At 59.0% G+C, this 25,522-nt stretch carries 25 protein-coding genes; 10 read left to right on the top strand and 15 right to left on the bottom strand.

The window, feature by feature from the left end:
- Nucleotides 1-124 precede the first annotated feature (124 nt).
- Nucleotides 125-1,324 carry a tyrosine--tRNA ligase gene (gene tyrS, locus KFS80_RS12510; protein ID WP_212544976.1) on the bottom strand — a complete coding sequence of 400 codons (1,200 nt, stop codon included), beginning with the start codon at nucleotides 1,322-1,324 and terminating at the stop codon, nucleotides 125-127.
- A 212-nt stretch (nucleotides 1,325-1,536) separates the two neighbouring features.
- Between tyrS and KFS80_RS12515 the strand changes: the two genes are divergently transcribed.
- On the top strand, nucleotides 1,537-2,961 hold the full coding sequence (locus KFS80_RS12515) for a peptidoglycan DD-metalloendopeptidase family protein (RefSeq protein ID WP_159814831.1): 1,425 nt from the start codon (nucleotides 1,537-1,539) through the stop codon (nucleotides 2,959-2,961).
- Between the two features lie 3 nt (nucleotides 2,962-2,964).
- Nucleotides 2,965-4,056, top strand: a complete 1,092-nt coding sequence (locus KFS80_RS12520) for an anhydro-N-acetylmuramic acid kinase (protein ID WP_159814832.1) — start codon at nucleotides 2,965-2,967, stop codon at nucleotides 4,054-4,056.
- A 73-nt stretch (nucleotides 4,057-4,129) separates the two neighbouring features.
- On the opposite strand, the gene erpA is transcribed toward KFS80_RS12520, so the two are convergent.
- Nucleotides 4,130-4,480 (bottom strand): iron-sulfur cluster insertion protein ErpA, encoded by a 351-nt coding sequence (gene erpA / locus KFS80_RS12525; RefSeq protein WP_008077999.1) that lies wholly within the window; start codon nucleotides 4,478-4,480, stop codon nucleotides 4,130-4,132.
- 154 nt (nucleotides 4,481-4,634) lie between these two features.
- Entirely contained in the window at nucleotides 4,635-5,669 is a 1,035-nt protein-coding gene (gene argC, locus KFS80_RS12530) for an N-acetyl-gamma-glutamyl-phosphate reductase (RefSeq protein WP_053124345.1), read from the bottom strand.
- A gap of 132 nt (nucleotides 5,670-5,801) precedes the next feature.
- Here argC and hemJ point away from each other — a divergent pair, with 132 nt between their 5' ends.
- The 6 genes from hemJ (at nucleotide 5,802) to coq7 (ending at nucleotide 10,388) form a co-directional block, all read left to right on the top strand.
- Nucleotides 5,802-6,230, top strand: a complete 429-nt coding sequence (gene hemJ / locus KFS80_RS12535) for a protoporphyrinogen oxidase HemJ (protein ID WP_053124346.1) — start codon at nucleotides 5,802-5,804, stop codon at nucleotides 6,228-6,230.
- A 33-nt stretch (nucleotides 6,231-6,263) separates the two neighbouring features.
- Nucleotides 6,264-7,235, top strand: coding sequence for an NAD(P)H-dependent flavin oxidoreductase (locus tag KFS80_RS12540; RefSeq protein ID WP_212544977.1), 972 nt, complete (start codon nucleotides 6,264-6,266; stop codon nucleotides 7,233-7,235).
- A 72-nt stretch (nucleotides 7,236-7,307) separates the two neighbouring features.
- Entirely contained in the window at nucleotides 7,308-8,258 is a 951-nt protein-coding gene (locus tag KFS80_RS12545) for a DUF805 domain-containing protein (protein WP_212544978.1), read from the top strand.
- A gap of 61 nt (nucleotides 8,259-8,319) precedes the next feature.
- Nucleotides 8,320-9,108: an SDR family NAD(P)-dependent oxidoreductase gene (locus tag KFS80_RS12550; protein ID WP_053124351.1), complete on the top strand. Its 789-nt coding sequence runs from the start codon at nucleotides 8,320-8,322 to the stop codon at nucleotides 9,106-9,108.
- Between the two features lie 57 nt (nucleotides 9,109-9,165).
- On the top strand, nucleotides 9,166-9,504 hold the full coding sequence (locus tag KFS80_RS12555) for a histidine triad nucleotide-binding protein (protein ID WP_053124353.1): 339 nt from the start codon (nucleotides 9,166-9,168) through the stop codon (nucleotides 9,502-9,504).
- Between the two features lie 236 nt (nucleotides 9,505-9,740).
- Nucleotides 9,741-10,388, top strand: a complete 648-nt coding sequence (gene coq7 / locus KFS80_RS12560; RefSeq protein ID WP_053124355.1) for a 2-polyprenyl-3-methyl-6-methoxy-1,4-benzoquinone monooxygenase — start codon at nucleotides 9,741-9,743, stop codon at nucleotides 10,386-10,388.
- A gap of 119 nt (nucleotides 10,389-10,507) precedes the next feature.
- Here coq7 and speD read toward each other — a convergent pair whose 3' ends face one another.
- Both speD and KFS80_RS12570 read right to left on the bottom strand, forming a co-directional pair.
- Nucleotides 10,508-11,302 carry an adenosylmethionine decarboxylase gene (speD, locus tag KFS80_RS12565; protein WP_053124357.1) on the bottom strand — a complete coding sequence of 265 codons (795 nt, stop codon included), beginning with the start codon at nucleotides 11,300-11,302 and terminating at the stop codon, nucleotides 10,508-10,510.
- A 237-nt stretch (nucleotides 11,303-11,539) separates the two neighbouring features.
- Complete coding sequence (locus tag KFS80_RS12570) at nucleotides 11,540-11,962, bottom strand: OsmC family protein (RefSeq protein ID WP_003228794.1); 423 nt, start codon at nucleotides 11,960-11,962, stop codon at nucleotides 11,540-11,542.
- Between the two features lie 236 nt (nucleotides 11,963-12,198).
- Between KFS80_RS12570 and crp the strand changes: the two genes are divergently transcribed.
- The gene (crp, locus tag KFS80_RS12575) at nucleotides 12,199-12,843 is read left to right on the top strand and encodes a cAMP-activated global transcriptional regulator CRP (RefSeq protein ID WP_212544979.1); all 645 of its coding nucleotides are present in this window, start codon (nucleotides 12,199-12,201) and stop codon (nucleotides 12,841-12,843) included.
- On the opposite strand, the gene KFS80_RS12580 is transcribed toward crp, so the two are convergent.
- The 4 genes from KFS80_RS12580 to KFS80_RS12595 form a co-directional block, all read right to left on the bottom strand.
- Complete coding sequence (locus KFS80_RS12580) at nucleotides 12,840-13,538, bottom strand: lipoate--protein ligase family protein (RefSeq protein WP_212544980.1); 699 nt, start codon at nucleotides 13,536-13,538, stop codon at nucleotides 12,840-12,842. The two genes, crp and KFS80_RS12580, sit on opposite strands and share 4 nt — an antisense overlap.
- Before the next feature lie 136 nt (nucleotides 13,539-13,674).
- Nucleotides 13,675-14,511, bottom strand: a complete 837-nt coding sequence (gene trpC, locus KFS80_RS12585; protein ID WP_053124365.1) for an indole-3-glycerol phosphate synthase TrpC — start codon at nucleotides 14,509-14,511, stop codon at nucleotides 13,675-13,677.
- Nucleotides 14,508-15,557 carry an anthranilate phosphoribosyltransferase gene (trpD, locus tag KFS80_RS12590; protein ID WP_150793331.1) on the bottom strand — a complete coding sequence of 350 codons (1,050 nt, stop codon included), beginning with the start codon at nucleotides 15,555-15,557 and terminating at the stop codon, nucleotides 14,508-14,510. The genes trpC and trpD overlap by 4 nt, the downstream gene beginning before the upstream one ends.
- Before the next feature lie 9 nt (nucleotides 15,558-15,566).
- A complete protein-coding gene (locus KFS80_RS12595; protein ID WP_034155101.1) occupies nucleotides 15,567-16,160 on the bottom strand; it encodes an aminodeoxychorismate/anthranilate synthase component II in 594 nt (197 codons plus the stop codon).
- A gap of 408 nt (nucleotides 16,161-16,568) precedes the next feature.
- Here KFS80_RS12595 and estP point away from each other — a divergent pair, with 408 nt between their 5' ends.
- Nucleotides 16,569-18,476: an esterase EstP gene (gene estP, locus KFS80_RS12600; protein WP_212544981.1), complete on the top strand. Its 1,908-nt coding sequence runs from the start codon at nucleotides 16,569-16,571 to the stop codon at nucleotides 18,474-18,476.
- A 312-nt stretch (nucleotides 18,477-18,788) separates the two neighbouring features.
- Here the strand turns inward: estP and trpE are convergent, their stop codons facing one another.
- The 6 genes from trpE to KFS80_RS12630 all read right to left on the bottom strand — a co-directional run bounded on the left by trpE (nucleotide 18,789) and on the right by KFS80_RS12630 (nucleotide 25,366).
- Nucleotides 18,789-20,267, bottom strand: coding sequence for an anthranilate synthase component I (gene trpE / locus KFS80_RS12605; protein ID WP_159814841.1), 1,479 nt, complete (start codon nucleotides 20,265-20,267; stop codon nucleotides 18,789-18,791).
- A gap of 70 nt (nucleotides 20,268-20,337) precedes the next feature.
- Nucleotides 20,338-21,156, bottom strand: a complete 819-nt coding sequence (locus KFS80_RS12610) for a phosphoglycolate phosphatase (RefSeq protein WP_053124372.1) — start codon at nucleotides 21,154-21,156, stop codon at nucleotides 20,338-20,340.
- Entirely contained in the window at nucleotides 21,153-21,827 is a 675-nt protein-coding gene (rpe, locus tag KFS80_RS12615) for a ribulose-phosphate 3-epimerase (RefSeq protein WP_007918813.1), read from the bottom strand. Before rpe ends, KFS80_RS12610 begins: the two co-directional genes overlap by 4 nt.
- Nucleotides 21,828-21,906: 79 nt before the next feature.
- Nucleotides 21,907-23,055: an iron-containing alcohol dehydrogenase gene (locus tag KFS80_RS12620; RefSeq protein WP_212544982.1), complete on the bottom strand. Its 1,149-nt coding sequence runs from the start codon at nucleotides 23,053-23,055 to the stop codon at nucleotides 21,907-21,909.
- Between the two features lie 226 nt (nucleotides 23,056-23,281).
- Nucleotides 23,282-24,106: an ABC transporter permease gene (locus tag KFS80_RS12625; RefSeq protein WP_008084123.1), complete on the bottom strand. Its 825-nt coding sequence runs from the start codon at nucleotides 24,104-24,106 to the stop codon at nucleotides 23,282-23,284.
- Between the two features lie 12 nt (nucleotides 24,107-24,118).
- Nucleotides 24,119-25,366, bottom strand: a complete 1,248-nt coding sequence (locus tag KFS80_RS12630; protein ID WP_008084125.1) for an ABC transporter permease — start codon at nucleotides 25,364-25,366, stop codon at nucleotides 24,119-24,121.
- Nucleotides 25,367-25,522: the final 156 nt, after the last annotated feature.

Consider the following 25,522-nt stretch of genomic DNA (forward strand, 5'->3'; position numbering starts at 1 on the left):
GAAGCAACCTGCCGTCGAAAACTTCGCAACTCATTGAATCTCAAGGAGTTTTCCGTTTCGACTGCGCCGGAAGTGGGGCGAATTATAGACATCTAGAATTCGCCGTCAACCCCTATTTGCAGCTTTACTTGGATTTCAGCGTAATCCGTGCAAATGCCTTCTTGCCCGCCTGGCAAACGTGAGTCGCGCCCAGTACATATATAAAGGAGCGATCAACCACCTCACCATCAACACGCACACCACCGGACGCCAACAGGTCGCGCGCCGCAGCCGAGTTCTTCACCAGGCCTGCCTTATTAAGGACAGCGGCGATCGGCATGTCTTCAGCAGAAGTCAGCTCGATCTCTGGCAGGTCATCCGGCAGCTCGCCATCCTTCATGCGATTGCCCGCCGCGCGATGAGCATTGGCCGCAGCCTCTTCACCGTGGAAGCGCGCAACGATTTCTTCAGCCAGCTTGATTTTGACGTCACGCGGATTGGCGCCTGCTTCTACCTCAGCACGCAGCGCATTGATCTCGTCCATCGAGCGGAAGCTAAGCAGCTCGAAGTAACGCCACATCAATGCATCCGGGATCGAAACCAGTTTGCTGTACATGACGCCCGGCGCTTCCTGAATGCCGACGTAGTTGCCCAACGACTTGGACATCTTCTTCACGCCATCCAGACCTTCAAGCAGCGGCATGGTCAGAATGCATTGAGCTTCCTGACCGTAACCACGCTGAAGCTCGCGCCCCATCAGCAAATTGAACTTCTGATCGGTGCCGCCCAACTCAACGTCCGCACGCAAGGCCACCGAGTCGTAACCCTGAACCAGCGGATAGAGGAACTCGTGAATAGCGATCGGTTGATTGGTGGTGTAGCGCTTGTCGAAGTCATCGCGCTCAAGCATGCGAGCAACGGTGTACTGCGAAGTCAGACGAATGAAGTCCGCCGGCCCCATCTGATCCATCCAGGTGGAGTTGAAAGCAACTTCGGTTTTCGCCGGATCGAGAATCTTGAACACCTGAGTCTTATAAGTCTCGGCGTTTTCCAGGACTTGCTCACGGGTCAACGGTGGGCGCGTGGCGCTCTTGCCGCTCGGATCACCGATCATCCCGGTGAAGTCACCGATAAGGAAGATCACTTGATGCCCCAGTTCCTGGAACTGGCGCAGCTTATTAATAAGCACCGTGTGACCCAAGTGCAGATCCGGAGCGGTCGGATCGAAACCAGCCTTGATACGCAGCGGTTGGCCGCGCTTGAGCTTCTCGATCAGCTCGGACTCGACCAATAGTTCTTCCGCACCACGTTTAATCAGCGCTAGCTGCTCTTCAACCGACTTCATAACAGACCCGCAAGGCTCAGATTCAAAGGGAACCAACCATACAAGATCGTGCACCAATTACAAGTTTTGCCCGGCGCACGGACACCAATCCACAAACGCGCTGTCTGTAGACTTGCTTAAGAGATGATTTGGTTATATTTTATACAGTTATTTCATCTTCATCATGTCATTCATCTTTTCCAATTCATCATATTTCAAAGTCAAAACTACTTATGACCACAGAACCGTCTAAAGCGCCTCCGCTTTACCCGAAGACCCACCTGCTCGCTGCAAGTGGAATCGCTGCCCTTCTCAGTCTGGCGCTCCTGGTATTCCCTTCCAGTGATGTTGAAGCCAAAAAGACGACCCTGAGTCTTGAACTGGAAAGTCCTGCTGAACAACTGACACAAGATCAAGACGCTGCTGACGCCGCTCAAGCCACAAATGAGCCTGTCAGTTCGCCATTTGCACAAATCGAAAACACTGACGAAAACGCACCGCAAACCGCTGAAACCGAGCCAGCACCTGCCCCGGCTGCAGAGAAAGCCAAGGCTGCCAGCCATCGCGAAGTCGTCGTCGCCAAGGGTGATACGCTGTCCACTTTGTTTGAAAAGGTCGGTCTGCCCGCCGCTTCCGTTCACGAAGTATTGGCCAGCGATAAACAAGCCAAACAGTTCAGCCAACTTAAGCACGGCCAGAAGCTCGAATTCGAATTGAACCCGGAAGGCCAACTGACCAGCCTGCACAGCAAGGTCAGCGACGTCGAAACCATTACCCTGACCAGGAATGACAAGGGTTATGCCTTCAATCGGGTTACCACTAAACCAACCGTACGCACCGCTTACGTACACGGCGTGATCAACAGCTCGCTGTCCCAGTCCGCCGCCCGCGCTGGCCTCTCGCACAGCATGACCATGGACATGGCCAGCGTGTTTGGTTACGACGTCGACTTCGCTCAGGACATCCGTCAGGGCGACGAATTCGACGTGATCTATGAGCAAAAAGTGGTCAACGGCAAAGCCGTCGGCACTGGCCCGATCCTCTCAGCACGCTTTACCAACCGCGGCAAGACCTACACCGCCGTGCGTTACACCAACAAACAAGGCAACAGCAGCTACTACACCGCTGACGGCAACAGCATGCGCAAGGCGTTCATCCGTACGCCGGTGGACTTCGCCCGTATCAGCTCGAAGTTCTCCATGGGCCGCAAACACCCGATCCTCAACAAGATCCGCGCCCACAAAGGCGTCGACTACGCAGCACCACGCGGCACGCCTATCAAGGCTGCCGGCGACGGTAAAGTACTGCTGGCCGGCCGCCGCGGCGGTTACGGCAACACCGTAATCATCCAGCACGGCAACACTTACCGTACCCTTTACGGCCACATGCAAGGCTTTGCTAAGGGCGTGAAAACCGGCGGTACCGTCAAGCAGGGCCAGGTCATCGGTTATATCGGCACCACCGGCCTGTCCACCGGCCCGCACTTGCACTATGAGTTCCAGGTCAACGGCGTCCACGTCGATCCGCTGGGCCAGAAGCTGCCAATGGCTGACCCGATCGCCAAAGCCGAGCGTGCTCGCTTCCTCGCGCAGAGCCAACCGCTGATGGCGCGCATGGATCAAGAGAAGGCCACCATGCTGGCTTCGAGCAAGCGTTAAGCCATGGCCCTTTATATCGGTGTGATGTCCGGAACCAGCCTCGACGGTCTGGACATTGCTCTGATTGAGCAGACCTCGGCGATCAAACTGATCGCCACGCACTACATTCCCATGCCTGAATCCCTGCGCGCCGAGCTGCTTGGCTTGTGCGCCAGCGGCCCCGACGAAATCGCCCGTTCGGCGATTGCCCAGCAACACTGGGTGAAGCTCGCCGCGCAGGGTATTCATACCCTCCTCGACCTGCAGCAACTCAAACCCGAAGCCATTCGTGCGATCGGCAGCCACGGCCAGACCATTCGCCACGAACCGGCGCGCGGCTTCACGGTGCAGATCGGCAACCCTGCCCTGCTCACCGAGTTGACCGGCATTACCGTGGTCAGCGACTTCCGCAGCCGCGATGTCGCTGCCGGCGGCCAGGGTGCGCCGCTGGTTCCGGCCTTCCATGAAGCTTTGTTCGAAGAGCGTACCGGTAACCAGGCAGTCTTGAATGTCGGCGGTTTCAGCAATCTGAGTCTGATAGAGCCGACCAAGCCTGTAGCCGGTTTCGACTGCGGCCCTGGGAATGTTCTGATGGACGCCTGGATTCAGCAGCAGCGCGGTGAAAACTACGACCGTAATGGCGACTGGGCGAGATCAGGTGCTGTTGAGCCAACCCTGTTGCAGGCGCTGCTCAGCGATCCATTCTTCGTCACCAAAGGCCCGAAAAGCACCGGTCGCGAAGTGTTCAACCTGCCTTGGCTGGAGCAACACTTGTCACGGTTGCCGGCCTTCGCTGCGGAAAACGTGCAGGCCACGCTGCTTGAACTGACTGCGCTGACCATCATCGAGTCGCTGCAAAGCGCTCAGTCCGACACCCAAGAGTTGTTGGTCTGTGGCGGTGGCGCGCATAACGCCACATTGATGAAGCGCTTGGCCGCCCTGCTGCCTAACGCAACCGTAGCCAGCACTGCCACTCACGGCGTCGATCCGGACTGGGTCGAAGCCATGGCCTTCGCCTGGCTCGCTCATTGCTGCCTCGAAGGCATCGCCGCCAACCGCCCAAGCGTCACCGGCGCGCGCGGTCTTCGCGTCTTGGGCGCCATCTACCCGGCCTGATCAAACCGCAGACAGCAAAACGCCGCAGAACCGAAAGGCTCTGCGGCGTTTTGTTATCTGAAACGAAGAGGCGTCAGATCGAGAACGAAGAGCCGCAACCACAGGTCGTGGTGGCGTTCGGGTTCTTGATCACGAAGCGCGAACCTTCCAGACCTTCCTGGTAATCCACTTCAGCACCGGCCAGGTACTGGAAGCTCATCGGATCAACCACCAGACTCACACCTTCGCGCTCGACGATGGTGTCGTCCTCGGCCACGTCTTCATCGAAGGTGAAACCGTATTGAAACCCTGAACAACCGCCGCCCGTAACGAATACGCGCAGCTTCAAGCGATCATTCCCCTCTTCATCGACCAGGCTCTTCACCTTGTGCGCGGCACCGTGGGTGAATTGCAAAGCCGTGGGGGTGAAGGATTCGACGCTCATGCTGACTATCTCCCGGCGTTACGCCGCCATAATGCGTGATGACGCGCATTATCCGCTTCTCCTAGAAAATCGGTCAACTATTAGAGGAGCAGCGGCAAGATTCAAGCTGCGAGCTTCACGCTTGCGGCTCACAACTTGAAGCTTGTAGCTGCCCTTATGGCAGCATTCCGGCATGAGACAGGCCGAAGCGCTCGTCCAGCCCGAACAGGATGTTCATATTCTGCACCGCTTGGCCCGACGCGCCTTTGACCAGGTTGTCGATCACCGACAACACCACCACCAGATCGCCATCCTGTGGACGGTGCACCGCGATGCGGCAGACATTGGCGCCACGCACGCTGCGGGTTTCCGGATGACTACCGGCTGGCATCACGTCGACGAACGGTTCGTTGGCATAACGCTTTTCGAACAGCGCCTGCAGATCCACCGAACGATCAACCACGGTCGCGTAGAGCGTGGAATGAATGCCACGAATCATCGGCGTCAGGTGCGGAACGAAGGTCAGGCCGACATCCTTGCCCGCTGCGCGACGCAGACCCTGGCGAATTTCCGGCAGGTGACGGTGACCTTTTACCGCGTACGCCTTCATGCTTTCCGACGTCTCGGAGTACAACGAGCCTACAGCCGCACCGCGACCGGCGCCGCTGACACCGGATTTGCAGTCGGCGATTAGCATCGATGTGTTGGCCAAACCAGCTTCAAGCAAAGGCAGGAAACCCAGCTGCGTCGCGGTCGGATAGCAACCCGGCACCGCGATCAGACGAGCTTTCTTGATCTGCTCGCGATTGACTTCCGGCAGACCGTAAACCGCTTCGTCCAGCAGTTCAGGCGCGCCGTGCGGCTGGCCGTACCACTTGGCCCACTCTTCCGCGTCTTGCAGACGGAAGTCCGCCGACAGGTCAATCACCTTGGTGCCCGCTGCCAGCAGTTCGCCCGCCAGTGCGTGAGCCACACCGTGCGGCGTGGCGAAGAACACCACGTCGCAAGCGCCGAGGGTTTTGATGTCCGGCACGCTGAAAGCCAGGCCGTCGTAGTGGCCGCGCAGGTTCGGGTACATATCAGCCACGGCCAGACCGGCCTCGGATCGGGAAGTGATCACAACCACTTCTGCCTGCGGATGCTGTGCCAACAGACGCAGCAATTCGACACCGGTGTAACCCGTGCCGCCGACGATACCGACCTTGACCATAACCTGCCCTCAAAGAACCCACTGGAAAGCCGTCGATAATAGGGGCCGCGCGGCCCTGCGACAACCGTCAAGGTGACGTGCGGACGCTCAAGCCTCTACTATCCGGGTACCGTGAACCTGGAATAACTAAAAATGCTCTATTTATGGATAAAAGCTTTTCACATTGTCAGCGTCGTTTGCTGGTTTGCCGGACTGTTCTACTTGCCGCGACTGTTCGTGTATCACGCGCAAAGCGAAGACACGATCAGCAAAGAACGCTTCAGCGTCATGGAGCGCAAGTTGTACCGCGGCATCATGGGCCCGGCGATGATTGCCACGCTGATCTTCGGCGGCTGGCTGATCTACCTCAATCCGAGCATCTTCAGCATGGGCGGCTGGATTCACGCCAAACTGACTCTGGTCGTTTTGCTGATCGGCTACCACCACATGTGCGGCGCGCAGGTAAAACGTTTTGCCCGTGGCGAAAACACCCGCAGCCATGTCTTTTATCGCTGGTTCAATGAAGTGCCGGTTCTGATATTGCTGGCTATTGTAATTCTGGTCGTGGTCAAGCCGTTCTAACTTCAACAAGAACAGATCTTTGGGGTACTCATCATGTCGCTGCCCGCTTTGCTCGAACAACGTCTGCGTCTGCCCGTGGTGGCGGCGCCGATGTTTCTGATTTCCAACCCTGAGTTGGTGCTCGCCTGCTGCCGCAATGGCGTGGTCGGCAGTTTTCCGGCCTTGAACCAGCGCGAAAGCAGCGGCTTCAAAGCCTGGCTGGAACAGATCGAAGCGGGCCTTGCGACACTGGAGAACCCCGCGCCCTACGCAGTGAACCTGATCGTACACAACAGCAATCCGCGCTTGCAGGCGGATCTGAACATCTGCGTCGAACACAAAGTGCCGATCGTCATCACCAGCCTCGGCGCGGTGAAAGAGTTGGTCGACGCGGTACACAGTTATGGTGGCCTGGTCTTCCATGACGTGACCACGCGCCGGCATGCCGAGAAAGCGGCCGAGGCCGGGGTCGATGGTTTGATCGCGGTCGCCGCTGGCGCCGGCGGCCATGCCGGTACCTGGAGTCCGTTTGCGCTGATCGCCGAGATCCGTGAGTTCTTCGACAAGACGCTATTGCTTGCAGGATGTTTGAACCACGGCCATGAGATTCTCGCCGCACAGCTGCTCGGCGCGGATTTGGCCTACTTCGGTACGCGATTTATCGGTACCACTGAAAGTCATGCGCCTGACGCTTACAAGGAGATGCTCCTGACAGCCAAGGCAGCGGACATCATTCATACTCCAGCGGTGTCAGGGGTTCCCGCCAGTTTCATGCGCCAGAGCCTGCAAGCCGCCGGTTTCGATATGGCCGCGCTGCAAGGCAAGGGCGAAGTGAATTTTGGCGACAAGCTCAAGCCGATCAATGACGAAGCCAAGGCCTGGAAGACCGTATGGTCTGCCGGTCAAGGTGTCGGGCAGATCGATGACCTGCCGAGTGTCGATCAGTTGATCGCACGACTCGACGCCGAGTATCGTCAGGCGCAGGAGCGCGCTGCACAGCTACCGCTACGCTGGCCTCGCCAATAAAAACAGGCCAGTCGCCCATTGACTGGCCTTACACTGCTGACCTCAATCATTCGCGACAAGGATGCCTCGGCCATGAGCGACCCCCGTTACAAGATCGTTTTCGACGGTGCTCTACAGCCCGGTGTCGATATCACGACCGCCAAGCTCAATCTGGCGAATCTATTCAAAAGCGATGTGGCCGCGATTGAGCGCCTCTTCAATGGCAGCGTCGTCGCCCTCAAACGTGATCTTTCCCACGGCGATGCGCAGACATATCTGCAAGCGCTGAACAAAACCGGGATTGATGCGCGCATTGAAAATGAAACCGCCATCGAGCTGAACCTCAATGACGTCCACGAGCATGCCCCCGCCGTGGCCGAGCCTGATTCCCCTTATGCACCGCCACGTGCCAGCGTCGGCGAAAGTCTGCCGGCCTTCGCAACGCTCAAGCCGTTTGGGGTCGAAGGCCGGATCGGTCGTCTGCGTTTTCTCGCCTGGACAATGGTGCTCGGCTTGGTGACGCTGCCGATCGTGGGTGTGTTCGCACTGATCGCCTTGGGGCTGGTCAGCGGCGAATCGACCACTGGCTTGATCATCGGCGGGATTCTCGCCTTCTTTTTGTTCCTCGGCTTTTTCATCGTCAGCATTCTGTTCAGCGTTCAACGCCTGCACGATATCGGCTGGTCGGGCTGGCTCTGGTTGCTCAACCTGGTGCCGGTGGTGGGCAGTTTCTTCCCGCTGGTGATCATGGTCGTGCCGGGCAATACCGGCGCCAATCGCTACGGCCCGCCGCCGCCACCGAACAGTACCGCGGTCAAAGTGCTGTGCTCGTTGTGGATCGTGTTCTTCGCGCTGATCTTTATCGGTGGGATATTTGGCGGGTTCTCGGCCGTCCAGGACGAATATGAAAGCAACCTGGAAAGCAGCTACCAAAGCGGTTCAGTGACCACCGATGAAATCGACGTCGAGGTCGAACCCGCAGCGAATTCCGCCGACGAGGCAGCCGAACCGGCGCAGGCCCCTGTAGACTCTGCGAAAGAATGAACAGCGCTCCCCGCCGTGACACCCGCGTCGCCGGCGCGGAGCTGTTGCGATGGAGAATTGCATGACCCGTTACGCTCTGATCACCGGCGCCTCCAGCGGCATCGGCCTGGCCATGGCCGAAGCTCTGGCCCGGCGCGGCCGCAGCCTGATTCTGGTGGCTCGACAGCGTGATCAGCTGGAAAGCATTGCGATCGAACTGACCCAGCGCTTCGGCGTCGAAGTGTTGTTCCGTGCCTGCGATCTCGGCGAGCCATTGCGCTTGTCAGGTTTTCTGCTGGAGCTGGAAGAAGGTGACCGGCAGATTGATCTGCTGGTGAACTGTGCGGGTATCGGCACTTGCGGCCCGTTCCTCGCGCAGGACTGGATGACCGAGCAGGATCTGATCGAGGTGAACATCCTCGCCCTCACCCGCCTTTGCCATGCGATCGGTAACAGCATGGCACTGCAAGGTGGCGGGCAGATTCTCAACGTTGCTTCGGTGGCGGCGTTCAATCCCGGTCCATGGATGAGCACTTACTTCGCCAGCAAGGCTTATGTGCTGCATTTTTCTGAAGCGCTGCGGGTCGAGCTGAAAAAGTGCGCGGTCAAGGTCTCGGTGCTCTGCCCCGGCCCGACGCGTACTGCCTTCTTCCGTACCGCACAGCTGAACACGGAAAAGCTCAACGCCAGCAACGTGCTGATGAGTCCCGAGGAAGTCGCGCTGTACACCGTGCGCGCCCTCGACAAGAACCGCGCGATCATCATTCCGGGGCGCCGCAACCGCTGGTTCGCGTTCCTGCCGCGACTGGGTTCGCGCTGGCTTAACCGCACGATTGTCGGCATGGTTAACAAAGCTTACTGCCCGCGCTGAAGCAGCATAATTCAACGCGGTACACTCGATTCAGCCCAAACAACGGAGAAAACAGCAGTGGATACTCTGTTCACCAAGATCATCAACCGGGAGATCCCGGCCAAGATCATTTACGAGGACGACCAGGTTCTGGCCTTCCACGACATCGCCCCTCAGGCACCGGTGCATTTTCTGGTGATCCCGAAGAAACCGGTGCGCACCCTCAATGACCTGACCGAAGACGACAAGGCTTTGGCCGGGCATATCCTGTTCACTGCGCAGCGTCTGGCACTGGAACTGGGTTGCGAGGACGGCTTCCGCGTGGTGATGAATTGCAATGAAAAAGGTGGCCAGACGGTTTACCACATTCATATGCATGTACTTGGTCAGCGCCAGATGAACTGGCCGCCGGGCTAAGATTCACCGACCAGGCCTGCGGCTTGTCACCTGTAGGAGCTGCCGAAGGCTGCGATCTTTTGATCTTCGAGGTAGCAAAAACAAGATCAAAAGATCGCAGCCTTCGGCAGCTCCTACATAAAGCCCCCCAGTACATCCAGCACATAAAGCGCATCCAGCGTGCCGAATGACCCAGCGCAAACCTTCCCCGGCCGATTCGGTTAAACTGGCCGCCGAGATTCTTCCCGGAGGTCAGCATGACTACCCAACGTCACTACTCGCCGATTGACCGTCTTCTGCTGCAAGCCGATGCCGCGATGCGTACCCTGCTGCCCTCCAGTGGCCAGCCGTACCGTCCGTCGCCAGCGATCTTGCAGCCGGACACGCAGATGAGCGACGAAGACACCCGCCACGTCGCCGGTCTGATGCGCATCAACCACACCGGTGAAGTCTGCGCCCAGGCGTTGTATCAAGGACAGGCGCTGACCGCCAAGCTGCCGCAAGTGCGCGCAGCCATGGAGCACGCGGCTGAAGAAGAGATTGATCATCTGGTCTGGTGCGAACAGCGCATTCACCAGTTGGGCAGCCATACCAGTGTGCTCAATCCGCTGTTTTATGGGATGTCGTTCGGGATTGGTGCGGTGGCCGGGTTGATCAGCGACAAAGTGAGTCTGGGCTTTGTGGCGGCTACCGAGCACCAGGTGTGTAAACACTTGAATGAACATCTGGAGCAATTGCCGGCGGAGGACGAGAAGTCACGGGCGATTCTGGAGCAGATGCGTATTGATGAAGAGCATCATGCGGAGAGTGCGCTGGAGGCTGGAGGGTTTCGTTTTCCGGCGCCGGTGAAGTTCGGGATGAGTATTTTGGCTAAGGTGATGACCAAGAGTACTTATCGGATTTGAAGTGTGATTGTGTGTTGCTGCGTTGGGCCTCTTCGCGAGCAAGCTTTGCTCCTACAAGGGGGTTATGGCAGACATGAAAAAGGCGACCGAGAGGTCGCCTTTTTTTGTGTGCGGGAATCTTAGGTCGGCATGTTGCGCGCGTAGAAGATTTCCAGCATTTCGTGTTTCACCCGGTCGGTCACCTGAGCACGCTGCTCGGAGGACAGGCTGCTGGTCGCGTCGCCGAACAGATAGTTATCCAGTTCGAAGTTCTTCAGCAGCATTTTGGTGTGGAACAGGTTTTCCTGGTACACGTTCACGTCGGTCATCTGGTACGCGTCGCGAGTGTCTTCGGAGAGGTAGTTCTGGATCGAGTTGATCTCGTGGTCGATGAAGTGCTTGTTGCCTTCAACGTCACGGGTGAAGCCGCGCACACGATAATCCACAGTCACGATGTCCGAATCGAACTGGTGAATGAGGAAATTGAGCGCTTTCAGCGGTGAGATGACACCACACGTCGACACGTCGATGTCCACACGAAACGTGGCAATACCGTCGTCCGGATGGATTTCCGGATAGGTGTGCACCGTGATGTGGCTCTTGTCGAGGTGGGCCAGGATAATTTCGGGCAACGGGCCCGGCGATTCTTCGATCTGGCTGTCGGTCGGGGTGACCGGCTCTTCAGAAATCAGAATCGTGACGCTGGCGCCCTGGGGTTCATAGTCCTGACTCGCGATGTTCAGGATGTTGGCACCAATGATATCGACAACTTCCGTGAGGATCTGCGTCAGACGTTTCGCGTTGTACTCTTTATTGATGTACTCGACGTACGCCTGCTGGTCTTGCGGGGTTTCCGCGTAGCAGATGTCATAGATGTTGAAGCTCAAGGTCTTTGTCAGGTTATTGAACCCGTGGAGCTTGAGTTTGCTTTTCACCGTTAAAAACTCTCTATGTATGCGGCGCAGCCGCGTGATCAAGCATGCCCGTCAAGTGCGAACGACGCACCTGCGTAGGACGGTTAACACCTCTTCGCGATGGCGATTTTGGTTATCTGTTCAGGCGGATGACCCGTCGGTTGACCGATCACTGCCCTGAAAAAAGTGGCGCATTATGCAGACGTCAGCGGGGGATCGCCAGAGTCTGCACTGCTTTTATGATAGTTGAATGTCGCTTCAACCGAGTTCGACGATTTCGTAATCGTGGGTGATGGCCACGCCAGCGGCGCCGAGCATGATCGAGGCCGAGCAATATTTCTCGGCGGACAGTTCGATCGCGCGTTTGACCTGGGCTTCTTTCAAGCCACGGCCCTTGACCACGAAATGCATGTGAATCTTGGTGAAGACCTTCGGATCTTCAGTCGCGCGCTCGGCTTCGAGGAAGGCTTCGCAGCTTTCCACGGCCTGACGCGACTTCTTCAGAATGCTGACCACGTCGAAATTGCTGCAACCGCCCACACCGAGCAGGAGCATCTCCATCGGGCGAACACCCAGGTTACGACCACCGGCGTCCGGCGGACCGTCCATCACCACGACATGACCGCTGCCGGATTCGCCGAGGAACATGGCTTCGCCAGCCCATTGGATGCGTGCCTTCATCGCCAAGACTCCACTGTAGAAAAAAGGGTCGCCAGCTTAGCACGGGCATTGTGCCGCCAGCGCGCGTCGTTCCTAGGACGGATGCGTCTACGACGTAGGTAATTTCTCGAATTTGCGACGAAGTGTCTGTTAAGCTGGCGCCAATTCGCTGGCGCCCATGCCAGCTGTGCAGCGACCGCCTTCAGCGCCTCATAAAAAAACCAAACATCACCGTGCAGTCTTTTCGGGATACAACCATGGTTGCTATTACCCCCACACCCAAAATCAAGAACCTCGACAAGCTGCTGATGCATTGTCAGCGCCGTCGTCACGCGGCCAAGAGCAACATCATCTGCGCCGGCGACCGTTCCGATACGTTGTATTTCATCATCAAGGGTTCGGTGACGATCCTGATCGAGGATGACGACGGCCGCGAAATGATCATTGCCTACCTTAATGCCGGGGATTTCTTCGGTGAGTTGGGCCTGTTCGAGCAAGCCGGTCAGGAACAGGAACGCAGCGCCTGGGTGCGCGCCAAGGTTGAATGCGAGATCGCGGAAATCAGCTACACCAAGTTCCGCGAATTGTCGCAGCAGGATCCAGACATTCTTTACGTCCTCGGCGGACAAATCGCACAGCGCTTGCGCAACACCACACGCAAAGTCGGCGATCTGGCGTTCTTTGATGTGACCGGTCGCGTAGCGCGTTGCCTGCTGGAGTTGTGCAAACAGCCAGACGCAATGACCCACCCGGACGGCATGCAGATCAAAGTGACGCGTCAGGAAATCGGCCGGATTGTCGGCTGTTCACGGGAGATGGTCGGTCGCGTGCTCAAGGATCTTGAGGAACGCAACCTGGTCGATGTGAAAGGCAAGACCATGGTGGTCTTCGGTACGCGCTAAGCGTACATCTGCGCCAGCATCAGACGAAACAGCTCATCGAGACGCGCCAAGGCCTGTGGCGCGTTGAATTTTTCATGCAAAGCGATGTGGCTTTGCGCCCTCACCCGCTGCTCCAGGCCGCACGCTTCATTGAAGCGATTGACCGCTGCAACCATCGATTCGCGCTCGTCATCCATCAGCATCGCCCCGTGCACCAGACCGACCGGCCGTTGTCCGCCCTGACTCTGGCGCCAGCGCTGGGCGGTGCCGACCATTTTGCGACCGTCGAGATTGACGTTGAAACGACCGTCGCAGAATGCGCCGTCGATTTCGCCCAAGGAAGACGTGCCGCCCAACTCATCGAGCAACTGGCAGATCGGATCGCAGAGACGGCGGTAACCGGTTTCGATGCGGTTCAGATCGCCTTCGCTGCGCGGTGGTGCGTAAACCAACGCGATGTTGATGGTGGCGGCGGATTGCGGGACGGGTTCGCCGCCGGTTTCACGCAGCAGGACTGGCCAGCCTGCAGCGGCGGAGACTTCGCAGGCGTGCTCGAATGCGGGCAGACGATTGAGGCGGCGTGGCATGACCAACGCGCGATCGCTGGGTTGCCAGAAGAGAAGGCCGAATTCGGAGTCGCCGGCGCAGACCGAGGCCAGCAAGTCTTGTTCGGCCTGGAGGCCGGCTTCGATGGTCAGGGGGGTTGGCAGCGACATGGAGAACTCCGGCAGATCGAAAATCTTCGGGAAATTTGAAGGCCCTTTCGCGAGCAAGCCCGCTCCCAAAGGGGAAATGCATTCCAAATGTGGGAGCGGGCTTGCTCGCGAAGGGGTCGACTCGGTCTAACGGCAATCAGTCGAGGGTCGAACCGCTGATCGAGGTGCCACGCTCCGGGAAGAACAGGCGCTGCAATTCTGTGCCCGGGTTTTCCGCGCGCATGAACGCTTCGCCGACCAGGAACGAATACACGTCGCTGATTTCCATCAACTCGACATCGGCACGGTTGAGAATTCCGCTCTCGGTGATCACCAACCGATCGCGCGGAATACGCGGCAACAGGTCGAGCGTCACTTCGAGGCTGACGTCGAAGGTGTGCAGGTTACGGTTGTTGACCCCGACCAACGGCGTGTCGAGGGTTTTCAACGCGCGCTCCAGCTCATCGCCGTCGTGCACTTCAACCAACACATCGAGACCGACGCTTTTGGCGACAGCGGCCAGCTCGGCCATTTTCACGTCATCCAGGGCGGAGACGATCAACAGCACGCAGTCGGCGCCCAACGCGCGGGCTTCGACGATCTGGTACGGATCGATCATGAAGTCCTTGCGGATCACCGGCAGACTGCACGCGGCTCGCGCCTGTTGCAGATAAGCATCGGCGCCCTGGAAGTAATCGATGTCGGTCAGCACGGACAGGCAGGTCGCCCCGCCCTTCTCGTAGCTTTTGGCGATGTCGGCGGGAACGAAGTTCTCGCGGATCACGCCTTTGCTCGGCGAAGCCTTTTTGATTTCGGCAATCACCGCTGGTTGTTTCTTTTTCGCTTGCGCCAGCAGCGCGTTAGCGAAACCGCGGGGTGCATCGGCCGCCTTGGCCAGACTTTCCAGCTCACTCAGGCTGACGCGGGCACTACGCTCGGCAACTTCCTGAACTTTGCGGGCCAGAATGTTTTCCAGAACCGTCGGTACACTCATCCCTCATTCTCCACTCTGAATACCGCGGTAAAGGCACCCAGCTCCTCGAGTTTTTCCCGAGCGAGGCCGGTGTGCAAAGCGTCGTGCGCGAGCTCCACGCCCTGTTTCAAACTGCTCGCCACGTCGGCGGCGTACAGCGCGGCACCGGCGTTGAGCACAATCATTTCGGCGGCTTTCTGGCCGTTCTCGGTTTTGCGCTTGCCGAGGGCATCGCGGATCAGCGCCAGCGATGCTTCCGGGCCGTCGACCGACAGACCGTGCAGGCTCTGGCTCTTCATGCCGAGATCTTCCGGCTCGACCCAATACTCAGTGATTTCGTTGTTCTTCAGCTCGGCGACAAAGGTCGGCGCGGCGAGGCTGAACTCGTCCAGACCGTCCTTCGAATGCACCACCAGCACGTGCTTGCTGCCCAGACGCTGCAACACTTCGGCCAATGGCCGGCACAGTGCCTTGTTGAACACGCCCACTACCTGATGCTTAACACCGGCCGGATTCGTAAGCGGGCCGAGCATGTTGAACAACGTACGCAGACCGAGATCGCGGCGCGGGCCGGCGGCGTACTTCATGGCTTTATGGTGAGTCTGGGCGAACATGAAGCCGATGCCGACGTTGTCGATGCAACGCGCAACCTGCACCGGCGTCAGGTTCAGATAAATGCCGGCAGCTTCGAGCAAGTCGGCACTGCCGCTTTTACCCGAGACCGCACGGTTACCGTGTTTGGCCACGGTGCAACCGGCTGCCGCGACAACAAAGGAAGAAGCCGTCGACACGTTGAAGATGTTCGCACCGTCACCGCCGGTGCCGACCACATCGACCACGCCGTCGAGGGTTTTCAGTTCGACCTGATCGGCCAACTCGCGCATCACCGACACGGCGCCGACGATCTCGTCGATGCTTTCGCTTTTCATGCGCATGGCCATCATGAACGCGCCAATCTGCGCGTCGCTGCATTGGCCGGTCATGATTTCACGCATCACATCGCGCATTTCATCGGTGCTGAGATCGAGGTGTTCGACGATACGGCTCAGGGCTGTCTTGATATTCATGGGAAGTCCTTAGCGCGTGCCGCCGGTTTGTTTGAGGAAGTTGGCAAACAGTTCATGACCCTGCTCGGTCAGGATCGACTCGGGGTGGAACTGTACGCCCTCAATGTTCAGGGTCTTGTGACGCAGGCCCATGATTTCGTCGACCGAACCGTCGTCGTGTTGCGTCCACGCGGTCAGTTCCAGGCAATCGGGCAAAGTATCGTGCTTGACGATCAGCGAGTGGTAGCGGGTAACCGTCAGCGGATGATTCAGGCCTTGGAAAACGCCCTTGTCCTCGTGGAATACCGGGCTAGTCTTACCGTGCATCACTTGGCGGGCGCGGACTACATCGCCGCCAAAAGCCTGGCCGATCGATTGGTGGCCAAGGCAGACACCGAGGATCGGCAGTTTGCCGGCGAAGTGCTTGATGGCTTCGATGGAGATGCCGGCTTCGGTCGGGGTGCAAGGGCCTGGGGAGACGACGATGCGCTCGGGTTTCAGCGCTTCGATTTCGGCGACGGTCAATTCGTCGTTGCGCACGACTTTGACCTCGGCACCCAGTTCGCCGAGGTATTGCACAACGTTGTAAGTAAAGGAGTCGTAGTTGTCGATCATCAGCAACATGGCGATTCGAACCTCTTGAATTCTGACTTGGAGACAGCCTTCAGATGACTTGCCCGCAGGGCGCTGCACGATGTCGGACGCGGGTAGACGCGTCGGCACAGCGGCATTTCAAACAGGCAAGGAAGGCAAAGCGATACAGATCCGGCGGGGCCGGCAGAAAAGATTCAGGCGCGCCAACGCCAGCGGGCGTGTGCCTTGATGACTTGATCCAGAAGTTTGCTGGTGATCAACACGGGGAAGGTCTCGTTCATACGTTCCGGCACAGTAACTTAGCTGGGCGGAGCGTGCAATATGGCCGGGGCTTTGGGGGTTAAATCTATAAGAGGGTTCGCGACCGATGGCAAAAGGCCGGAAGTTTTTGGTACTGTCGTTTCGTTCACCTACAACAATAAATAAACGGACTTGCTCATGATCAAACAGACGTTGTTTGTACCGCTGGCTGGATGCTTGCTCGCATTGGCCTGCGCCCAGGCGAATGCCGCCCCCAATCCTTACTCGAATTTCGTGGTGTTTGGCGACAGTCTCAACGATGCCGGCACCTTCAGAGACACCGGCGGCCCGGCCGGTTCTACCCAGCGCTACACCAACCGTACCGGCCCGGTGTATCTGGACGGCAGCGGCGAAGTGCGTTCGCTGAACTCCACGCAATTGCTCGGCGGCCGACTCGGCTTCACCCCGGATCAGACCGCCTCTTCCAGCTCGCAAGTGCGCGTCGAAAACGGTCAGGTCGACGGCAACAACTGGGCGGTCGGCGGTTATCGCACCGACCAGATTCTCGATTCGATCACCTCGCAATCCGCCACCGGTGAACGCACTCGCACTGGTTATCTGCCCTCGAACGGCTTCCGCGCTGACCCGAATGCGCTGTATTACATTTCCGGCGGCGGTAACGACTTCCTGCAGGGCCGCATCCTCAGCCTGCCGCAAGCCAACGCCGGCGCCGATCGACTGGCTGACAGCGTGCAAGCGTTGCAATCGGCCGGTGCCAAATACGTGATGGTCTGGCTGTTGCCTGACGTCGGCCTGACCCCGGCCATCAACGGCACGCCGCTGCAAGCGTTCAGCAGCCAGCTCGCCGCGCAATTCAACAGCCAGTTGGTCAGTCGTCTGCAAGGCATCAATGCGGAAATCATTCCGCTGAACATTCCGGTATTGCTGTCGGAAGTGTTCGCCGATCCGGGCCGTTTTGGTCTGGCCACTGATCAGAACCTCACCGCGACGTGCTTCAGCGGCAGCGGTTGCCCGGAAAACGCCCGTTACGGCATCAACAGTGCGACGCCAGATCCGACCAAGCTGATTTACAACGACGGCGTGCACCCGACCGAAGCCGGGCAGAAACTGATCTCCGACTACGCCTATTCCCTACTGGCCGCGCCGTGGGAACTGACGCTGCTGCCGGAAATGGCCCACGCCACCGTGCGTGCGCATCAGGATGAACTGCGCAGCCAATGGCAGGCGGACTGGGAAAACTGGCAAGCGGTCGGCCAATGGCGCGCGATCGTTTCCGCCGGTGGCCAGCATCTGGATGTCGACAGCCAAAGCAGCGGCGCCAGTGCAGACGGCAGCGGTTACAACCTCAATGTCGGGGGCAGCTATCGTCTGAATGACGCGTGGCGTGTCGGTGTGGCGGGTGGTTTCTACCGGCAGAATCTCGAGGCCGGGCATAACGATTCGGACTACAAACTCAACAGCTACATGGCCACCGCATTTGCCCAGTTCCAGCAGAATCGCTGGTGGGCTGACGCGGCGTTGACCGGAGGCAAACTCGACTACGACAACCTCAAGCGCAAGTTTGATCTGGGCGCCAGCGAAGGTGCGGAGAAAGGTGATACCGACGGCAGCCTCTGGGCGTTCAGCACGCGCATCGGCTACGACATTGCCCAGCCGGGCAGCGAATGGCATCTGTCGCCGTTCGTCAGCGCCGATTATGCCAGCGTCGATGTCGATGGTTATTCAGAGAAGAGCAACCGCGCTACAGCGCTGACCTTCGATGATCAGACCCGCGATTCGAAACGTCTGGGCGTTGGTATTCAGGGCAAGTACAACTTCACTCCGCAAACGCAGGTGTTTGGTGAGTATGCGCACGAGCGTGAGTACGAAGACGACGTGCAGAAGGTCAATATCGCGCTGAATACCTTGCCGGCGAATGACTTCAAACTTGAGGGGTATACGCCGCAGAGCCATTTGAACCGCTTGAGTTTGGGTGTTAGCCATAAGCTGACGGCGGATCTGGCGTTGCGTGGCGGGTATTCGTTCCGCAAGGATGATGACTTTACCCAACAGGGCGTGAATGTTGGGGTGGTGTTGGATTTTTAAGCGGTAGAGCAAAAGATCGCAGCCTGCGGCAGCTCCTACAGGGGGTTGTTGCAGGGCATGAAAAAAGTGGCGCCCTCACAGGCGCCGCTTTTTTTATGGTGGAAAACATTAACCTGTGGCGAGGGGATTTATCCCCGTTGGGGTGCGAAGCAGCCCCTAAACCAAACACCGCGGTGTATCAGGCAAACCACATGTAATGGTTTTACGACTGCTGCGCAGCCGAACGGGGATAAATCCCCTCGCCACAATGAATCCCCATACCACAGATAAATCCCCTTACCACACAAGGCCTCACCCATGAGGGATCTGCGATCAGTCAGGGGTTTGTTCGGCCAGGGCGACGGCGCGGAACATCGCGCGGCGTTTGTTCAGGGTTTCTTCCCATTCCAGGGCCGGCACCGAGTCGGCGACGATGCCGCCACCGGCCTGCACATGCAGTTCGCCGTTTTTGATCACTGCGGTGCGGATGGCAATCGCGGTGTCCATGTTGCCGTTCCAGGCGAAGTAACCGACCGCACCGCCATACACACCACGCTTGACCGGCTCCAGTTCGTCGATGATTTCCATCGCACGGATCTTCGGCGCACCGGACAAGGTGCCCGCCGGCAGAATCGCCCGCAGTGCGTCCATCGCCGTCAGGCCTTCTTTCAACTGACCGGTGACGTTGGACACAATGTGCATCACGTTGGAATAACGCTCGATAACCATCTTCTCGGTGAGCTTCACCGAACCGATTTCCGAAACGCGCCCCGTATCGTTACGACCCAAATCGATGAGCATCAAGTGCTCGGCGATCTCTTTGTCGTCCGACAGCAGGTCTTCTTCCAGCGCCAGATCGGCTTCTTCGGTCGCGCCACGTGGGCGCGTGCCGGCAATCGGGCGCACGGTGATCAGGTTGTCTTCAACGCGCACCAGCACTTCCGGCGAACTGCCGACGACGTGGAAGTCGCCGAAGTTGAAGAAGTACATGTACGGCGTCGGGTTGAAGCAACGCAGCGCGCGGTACAAATCGATCGGTGCAGCCTTGAAGTCGATCGACATACGCTGCGACGGCACGACCTGCATGCAATCACCGGCAAGGATGTATTCCTTGATGGTGTCGACGGCTTTTTCGTAATCGTCCTGAGTAAAACTGGAACGGAACACTGGATCAGCCGCTTGCTGCTTGCTGAAGTCCAGGCCACGGCGCGGGGTGATCGGCTGGCGCAGTTGCTCGAGCAATTCCTGCAAACGTGCCTGACCTTGTTCGAAGGCATCGGCCTGCGCAGGGTCGGCGAGGACGATCGCGTGCATCTTGCCAGCAAGGTTGTCGAACACCACGACGGCGTCGGACACCATCAGCAGAATGTCCGGCACGCCCAGTGGATCCGGGTTCGGGCACTTGCCCAAGCGCTTCTCGACATAACGCACGCAGTCGTAACCGAAGTAACCCACCAGACCACCGTTGAAGCGCGGCAGACCGGCAATGGTCGGCACGTTGTAACGCGCCTTGAAGGTTTCAACGAAGGCCAGTGGATCTTCAACGTCGTGGCTTTCGGTCTCGACGCCATCAACGGTGATGCTGACGTGATGATCGTGAACGCGCATGACCGTGCGGCACGGCAGGCCGATGATCGAGTAACGGCCCCACTTCTCACCGCCCTGCACCGACTCGAGCAGGTAGGAGTTGGGCTGGTCGGCCAGTTTCAGGTAGATCGACAGCGGCGTGTCGAAGTCGGCCAGGGTTTCGCAGGCCAACGGAATGCGGTTGTAGCCGTCAGCGGCCAAGCGCAGGAATTCTTCGCGGATCATAAGGTGCCTCGTGGTGTGAGGTGCTATCAGTCAGGTATGCAAACGCGCCGGCAGGCCGGCCAGAAAAAAGTCAGGCGCGCCAACGCCAGCGGGCCAGGGCCTTGATGACTTTCATCCAGAGTTTGCGAGTGACCACCACGATGGCGTTTCCAGAATGGGATTGAGAAGCGTCGGGCAACGTTATCTCAGCGGCCGAACCGAGGCAACCGGGAATTAGCTTGCGCAGATCGTCGATCACCAGCGCCGGCGACTCTTCGGCAATCGGTCGGCCATGGTTGTAGCCATAACTCAGCGCCACGCATTTGACCCCCGCCGCTTTCGCCGCCAGCACATCGCTGCGCGAGTCGCCGACGAACAACGATTGCGAGGCCGGGATATTGGCCATTTTCATCACGAAGAACAGCGCTGCCGGGTCAGGCTTTTTCTGCGGCAAGGTATCGCCACCGATGATCCACTTGAAGTAGCGGCCGATTTTCATCTGATCCAGCAACGGCGCGACAAAGCGCTCGGGCTTGTTGGTGATCAGCGCCATGGCCACGCCTTGTTTGTGCAGCCACTTGAGGGTGTCGCGCACGCCGGGATAGACCACGGTCAGCTCATGGCTGGCGCCGTAAGCCTCCATGAACACTTCCAGCGCATGTTCGGCCTCGACGTCATCCACCGCCGAATGATCGATGCCACCGGCCAAAGCACGGCGCACCAGAACCGGCGCGCCGTTGCCAACCCACTCGCGCACCGCTTCGATGCCGGCAGGCTGGCGGCCGAGGGAGAGCAGCATGGTGTCCACCGCCGCTGCCAGGTCTGGAACCGAGTCGATCAGCGTGCCATCCAGATCGAACATCACCAGCCGTGGCAGTTTTCCCGGGAACAGCTGCTCAAATCCGCTCATGGGCGCGCCAGCGCCAGTTCGGAACGCATCTTGTCGATGACTTCCTGGTAGTTCGGCGCATTGAAGATTGCCGAGCCGGCGACAAAGGTATCAGCGCCTGCCGCGGCGATTTCGCGGATGTTGTTGACGTTGACACCGCCGTCGATTTCCAGACGGATATCACGGCCCGAAGCATCAATGATCGCCCGCGCTTCACGCAGTTTGTCGAGGGTGCCGGGAATGAATTTCTGCCCGCCGAAGCCCGGGTTGACGCTCATCAGCAAGACCATGTCGACCTTGTCGATCACGTACTTGAGCACGTCCAGCGGGGTTGCCGGATTGAACACCAGACCGGATTTGCAGCCGCCTTCACGGATCAGCTGCAGCGAGCGATCAACGTGCAGCGTGGCTTCCGGGTGGAAAGTGATGTAGGTCGCGCCGGCTTCGATGAAATCGCCAACGATGCGATCCACCGGGCTGACCATCAGGTGCGCGTCGATCGGCGCGGTGACGCCGTACTTGCGCAACGCCGCGCAGACCATCGGGCCGATGGTCAGGTTGGGTACGTAGTGGTTGTCCATGACGTCGAAGTGAACGAAGTCGGCGCCAGCGGCGAGAACATTGTCCACTTCCTCGCCGAGGCGGGCGAAGTCGGCGGAGAGAATCGACGGAGCAATTACGAAGGGCTGCATGACGCACCTTTTCTGAGCTAAATCACGATGGCGCGCATTGTAGCCTCATGCTTGAGCGCGCGCACCGTGACCGCGATGATCAGTACGCCGCTCGGTAAATCTTCTCGATATCGACGGCGCTGAGTTTGCGCGGGTTGTTGCGCATCAAGCGCTCGATGCCCGCGGCTTCTGCGGCCATGGCCGGGATCGCGTCTTCCGGGACGCCGAAACTGCGCAGGCCGGCAGGAATTTCCACGGCCGCGCACAGATCGGTCATCGCCTGCACGGCTTTGTCCGCCGCCTCGGCTGCACTCAGATGAGCGGTCTTCACGCCCATGGCTTCGGCAATATCCTGCATGCGTTCGACGCAGGCCATCTTGTTCCAGGTCATGACATACGGCAGCAGCAAGGCATTGCTCACACCATGGGCAATGTTGAAGCGCCCGCCCAGCGGATACGCCAGCGCATGCACCGCACCGACCCCGGCATTGCCGAACGCCATGCCGGCCATCAGGCTGGCGGTGGCCATGTCTTCGCGGGCTTGCAGATTGGCGCCGTTGGCGTAGGCCTTGGGCAGGGCTTTGGCGATCAGCTTGATCGCGCCGATGGCCAGCGAGTCGGTGATCGGCGAGGCGTTGACCGACAGATAGGATTCGATGGCGTGCACCAGCGCGTCGACGCCACTGGCAGCGGTGACGCTGCGTGGGCAGGTCAGGGTCATTTGCGGGCTGACCAGCGCGACGTCCGGCAAAAGATAGTCGCTGACGATGCCTTTCTTCAGTTGCGCGACTTTGTCCGAAAGGATGGCGACGTTGGTGACTTCGGAACCGGTGCCGGCGGTAGTCGGGATGGCGATCAGCGGCGGGCCTTTGCGCGGCACCTGATCGACGCCGAACAGATCTTCCAGCGCACCGTGATATCCGGCGTAGGCCGCAACACTTTTGGCGATGTCGATAGCACTGCCGCCACCGAGGCCGATCAAGCCGTCATGCCCGCCCTCGCGGTACACGCGCATGCAGTCTTCGACGATGGCGATTTCCGGGTCTGGCAATACGCGGTCGAAAATCTCGTACTCGCGCCCGCCCAATTGGCACAACGCCAGCTCGACCGTGCCGGATTTGACCAGCGCCGCGTCGGTGACGATCAGCGGGTTGTCGATGTCGAGGCGCGTGAGTTCGGCGGCCAGTTGCTCGATGGCGGCGGCACCGGTGATCAGTTTGTGAGCGATTTTGAACTGGGACAGACTCATCGTGCGCAGCCTCTTATAGATGTGGGAGCTGGGCACAAGATTAGCTGGGGATTTGGGGTTGTCTGCTATTCACTCCATGAATGACCCAGTCGCGAGGACGGTACTCCCTGATTGTTCCCACGCTCTGCGTGGGAATACAGCCGGGGACGCTCTGCGTCCCATCCTCGAGCGGGAACGCGGAGCGTCCCGAGAGACATTCCCACGCAGAGCGTGGGAACGATCAGCGTCAGACCTGAGCAGTACGCAGTTTTTCGCTGCGGCCACGTAGCCATTCCAGGGTCAGCAGCAGGATGACCGAGAACGCAATCAGCAACGTCGCAGCAGCGGCAATCGTCGGGCTGAGGTTCTCGCGAATCCCGCTAAACATCTGCCGAGGCAACGTCGCCTGCTCAGGCCCCGCAAGAAACAACGTCACCACCACCTCGTCAAACGAAGTTGCAAAGGCAAACAGCGCCCCGGAAATCACCCCCGGCGCAATCAGCGGCAACGTCACCCGACGAAACGCGGTCAGCGGTGATGCACCGAGACTCGCCGCCGCCCGCACCAGATTGTGGTTAAACCCCTGCAACGTCGCCGACACCGTGATGATCACAAACGGCACGCCCAGCACCGCATGCACGACGATCAGCGAGAAAAAGCTGTTACCCAACCCCAACGGCGCAAAGAACAGATAACTCGCCACACCAATGATCACCACCGGCACCACCATCGGCGAAATCACCAGCGCCATTACCAGCGCTTTACCGGGGAAGTCACCGCGAGTCAGGCCAATCGCCGCCAGCGTACCGAAGATCATCGCCAGCACAGTCGCCGCCGGAGCAACGATGATGCTGTTCTTCAGCGCGCGCATCCATTCCGCCGAGGCGAAGAAGTCGTGGTACCACTGCAGCGAGAAACCCTGCAGCGGATAGACCAGAAAACTCCCCGAGTTGAACGACAGCGGAATAATCACCAGCACCGGCAGAATCAGGAACAACAGAATCAGGCCGCAGAGGATCCGCAGGCTGTAGAACCACACCCGTTCAATGGGCGACATGTAAGGACTCAGCATCTCGAATTCCCCTTAGCTCAGGCGCAGGCGACTGGCGCCGACCAGCCAGCTGTAAATCAGATAAAGCACCACGGTCGCCAGCAGCAACAATCCGCCGAGTGCGGTGGCCATGCCCCAGTTGATGCTGGTGTTGGTGTAGAAGGCGACGAAGTAGCTGACCATTTGATCGTTCGGGCTGCCGAGCAACGCCGGGGTGATGTAGTAGCCGATGGCGAGGATGAACACCAACAGGCAACCGGCGCCGACACCGGCGTAGGTCTGCGGGAAGTACACCCGCCAGAAACTGGCGAATGGGTGGCAGCCGAGGGAAATCGCCGCGCGCATGTAGGTCGGCGAGATGCCTTTCATCACGCTGTAGATCGGCAGGATCATGAACGGCAGCAGGATGTGCACCATCGAGATGTACACGCCGGTGCGGTTGAACACCAGTTCCAGCGGTTTATCGATGATGCCCATGGCCATCAGCCCGCTGTTGATCAGCCCGCCGGATTGCAGCAGCACGATCCACGCAGCAACGCGCACCAGAATCGACGTCCAGAACGGCAGCAGCACCAGAATCATCAGCAGGTTGCTCTGCCGCGATGGCAGATTCGCCAGCAGGTAGGCCAGTGGATAGGCGAGCAACAGGCAGATCACTGTGATCACCAGGCCCATCCAGAACGTGCGGGCAAAGATGTCGAGGTAGATCGCCTGATCCGGGGTGGCCGGGGCGATTTCGCCGAGGTCGTCGATGCGGTGATCGACGGACGCCAGCAAGTAATAAGGCGTGATGCTGCTGGTGTTGCGTTTGACCGCTTGCCAGTAGGCCGGATCGCCCCAACGTTCGTCGAGTGCTTCCAGCGCTTCTTTATAAGAGGCCGGTTCGCTGGCGAAGGGTAGCGCCCGGGCGGTTTTGGTCAACAGGCTGCGATAGCCGGCCAACTCCATGTTCAAGCGCTTGGACAGATCGCCCAGCGTCTGGTTTTTGCGTGCTTCGGCGAGGTCTTCGCCGGCGGCTTTGTAGACCGGTTCAGCGGGCAGGCCGCGACCGTCCCAACTGGCGATGGCCGCCACGGTGCGCGGCATGCCGCCGACCACTTCGGGGTTGCCGACGCTTTTGTAGAGCAGCGCCACGATCGGCACCAGAAACACCAGCAACAGAAACAGCACCAACGGCGCGATCAGCGCTTGAGCCTTCCAGCGGTTGACCCGCTCGGCGCGCTTGAGCTTCTGCTTCAAGGTGGGGCTGTTGCCCTCGTTCAGGGGAACGGCGATGGCCATGACGTACTCCGCAAATCTTTGATCGTTACAGAGGCGGCGAACCACCTCGAACTTTAGCTACTGATCGTTCCCACGCTCTGCGTGGGCACGCATCCAGTGACGCTCTGCGTCACACGAGGACGCGGAGCGTCCCGGGCGGCATTCCCACGCAGAGCG

It is taken from the genome of Pseudomonas rustica, assembly GCF_018336155.1.
In the GTDB taxonomy this organism is placed as follows: domain Bacteria; phylum Pseudomonadota; class Gammaproteobacteria; order Pseudomonadales; family Pseudomonadaceae; genus Aquipseudomonas; species Aquipseudomonas rustica.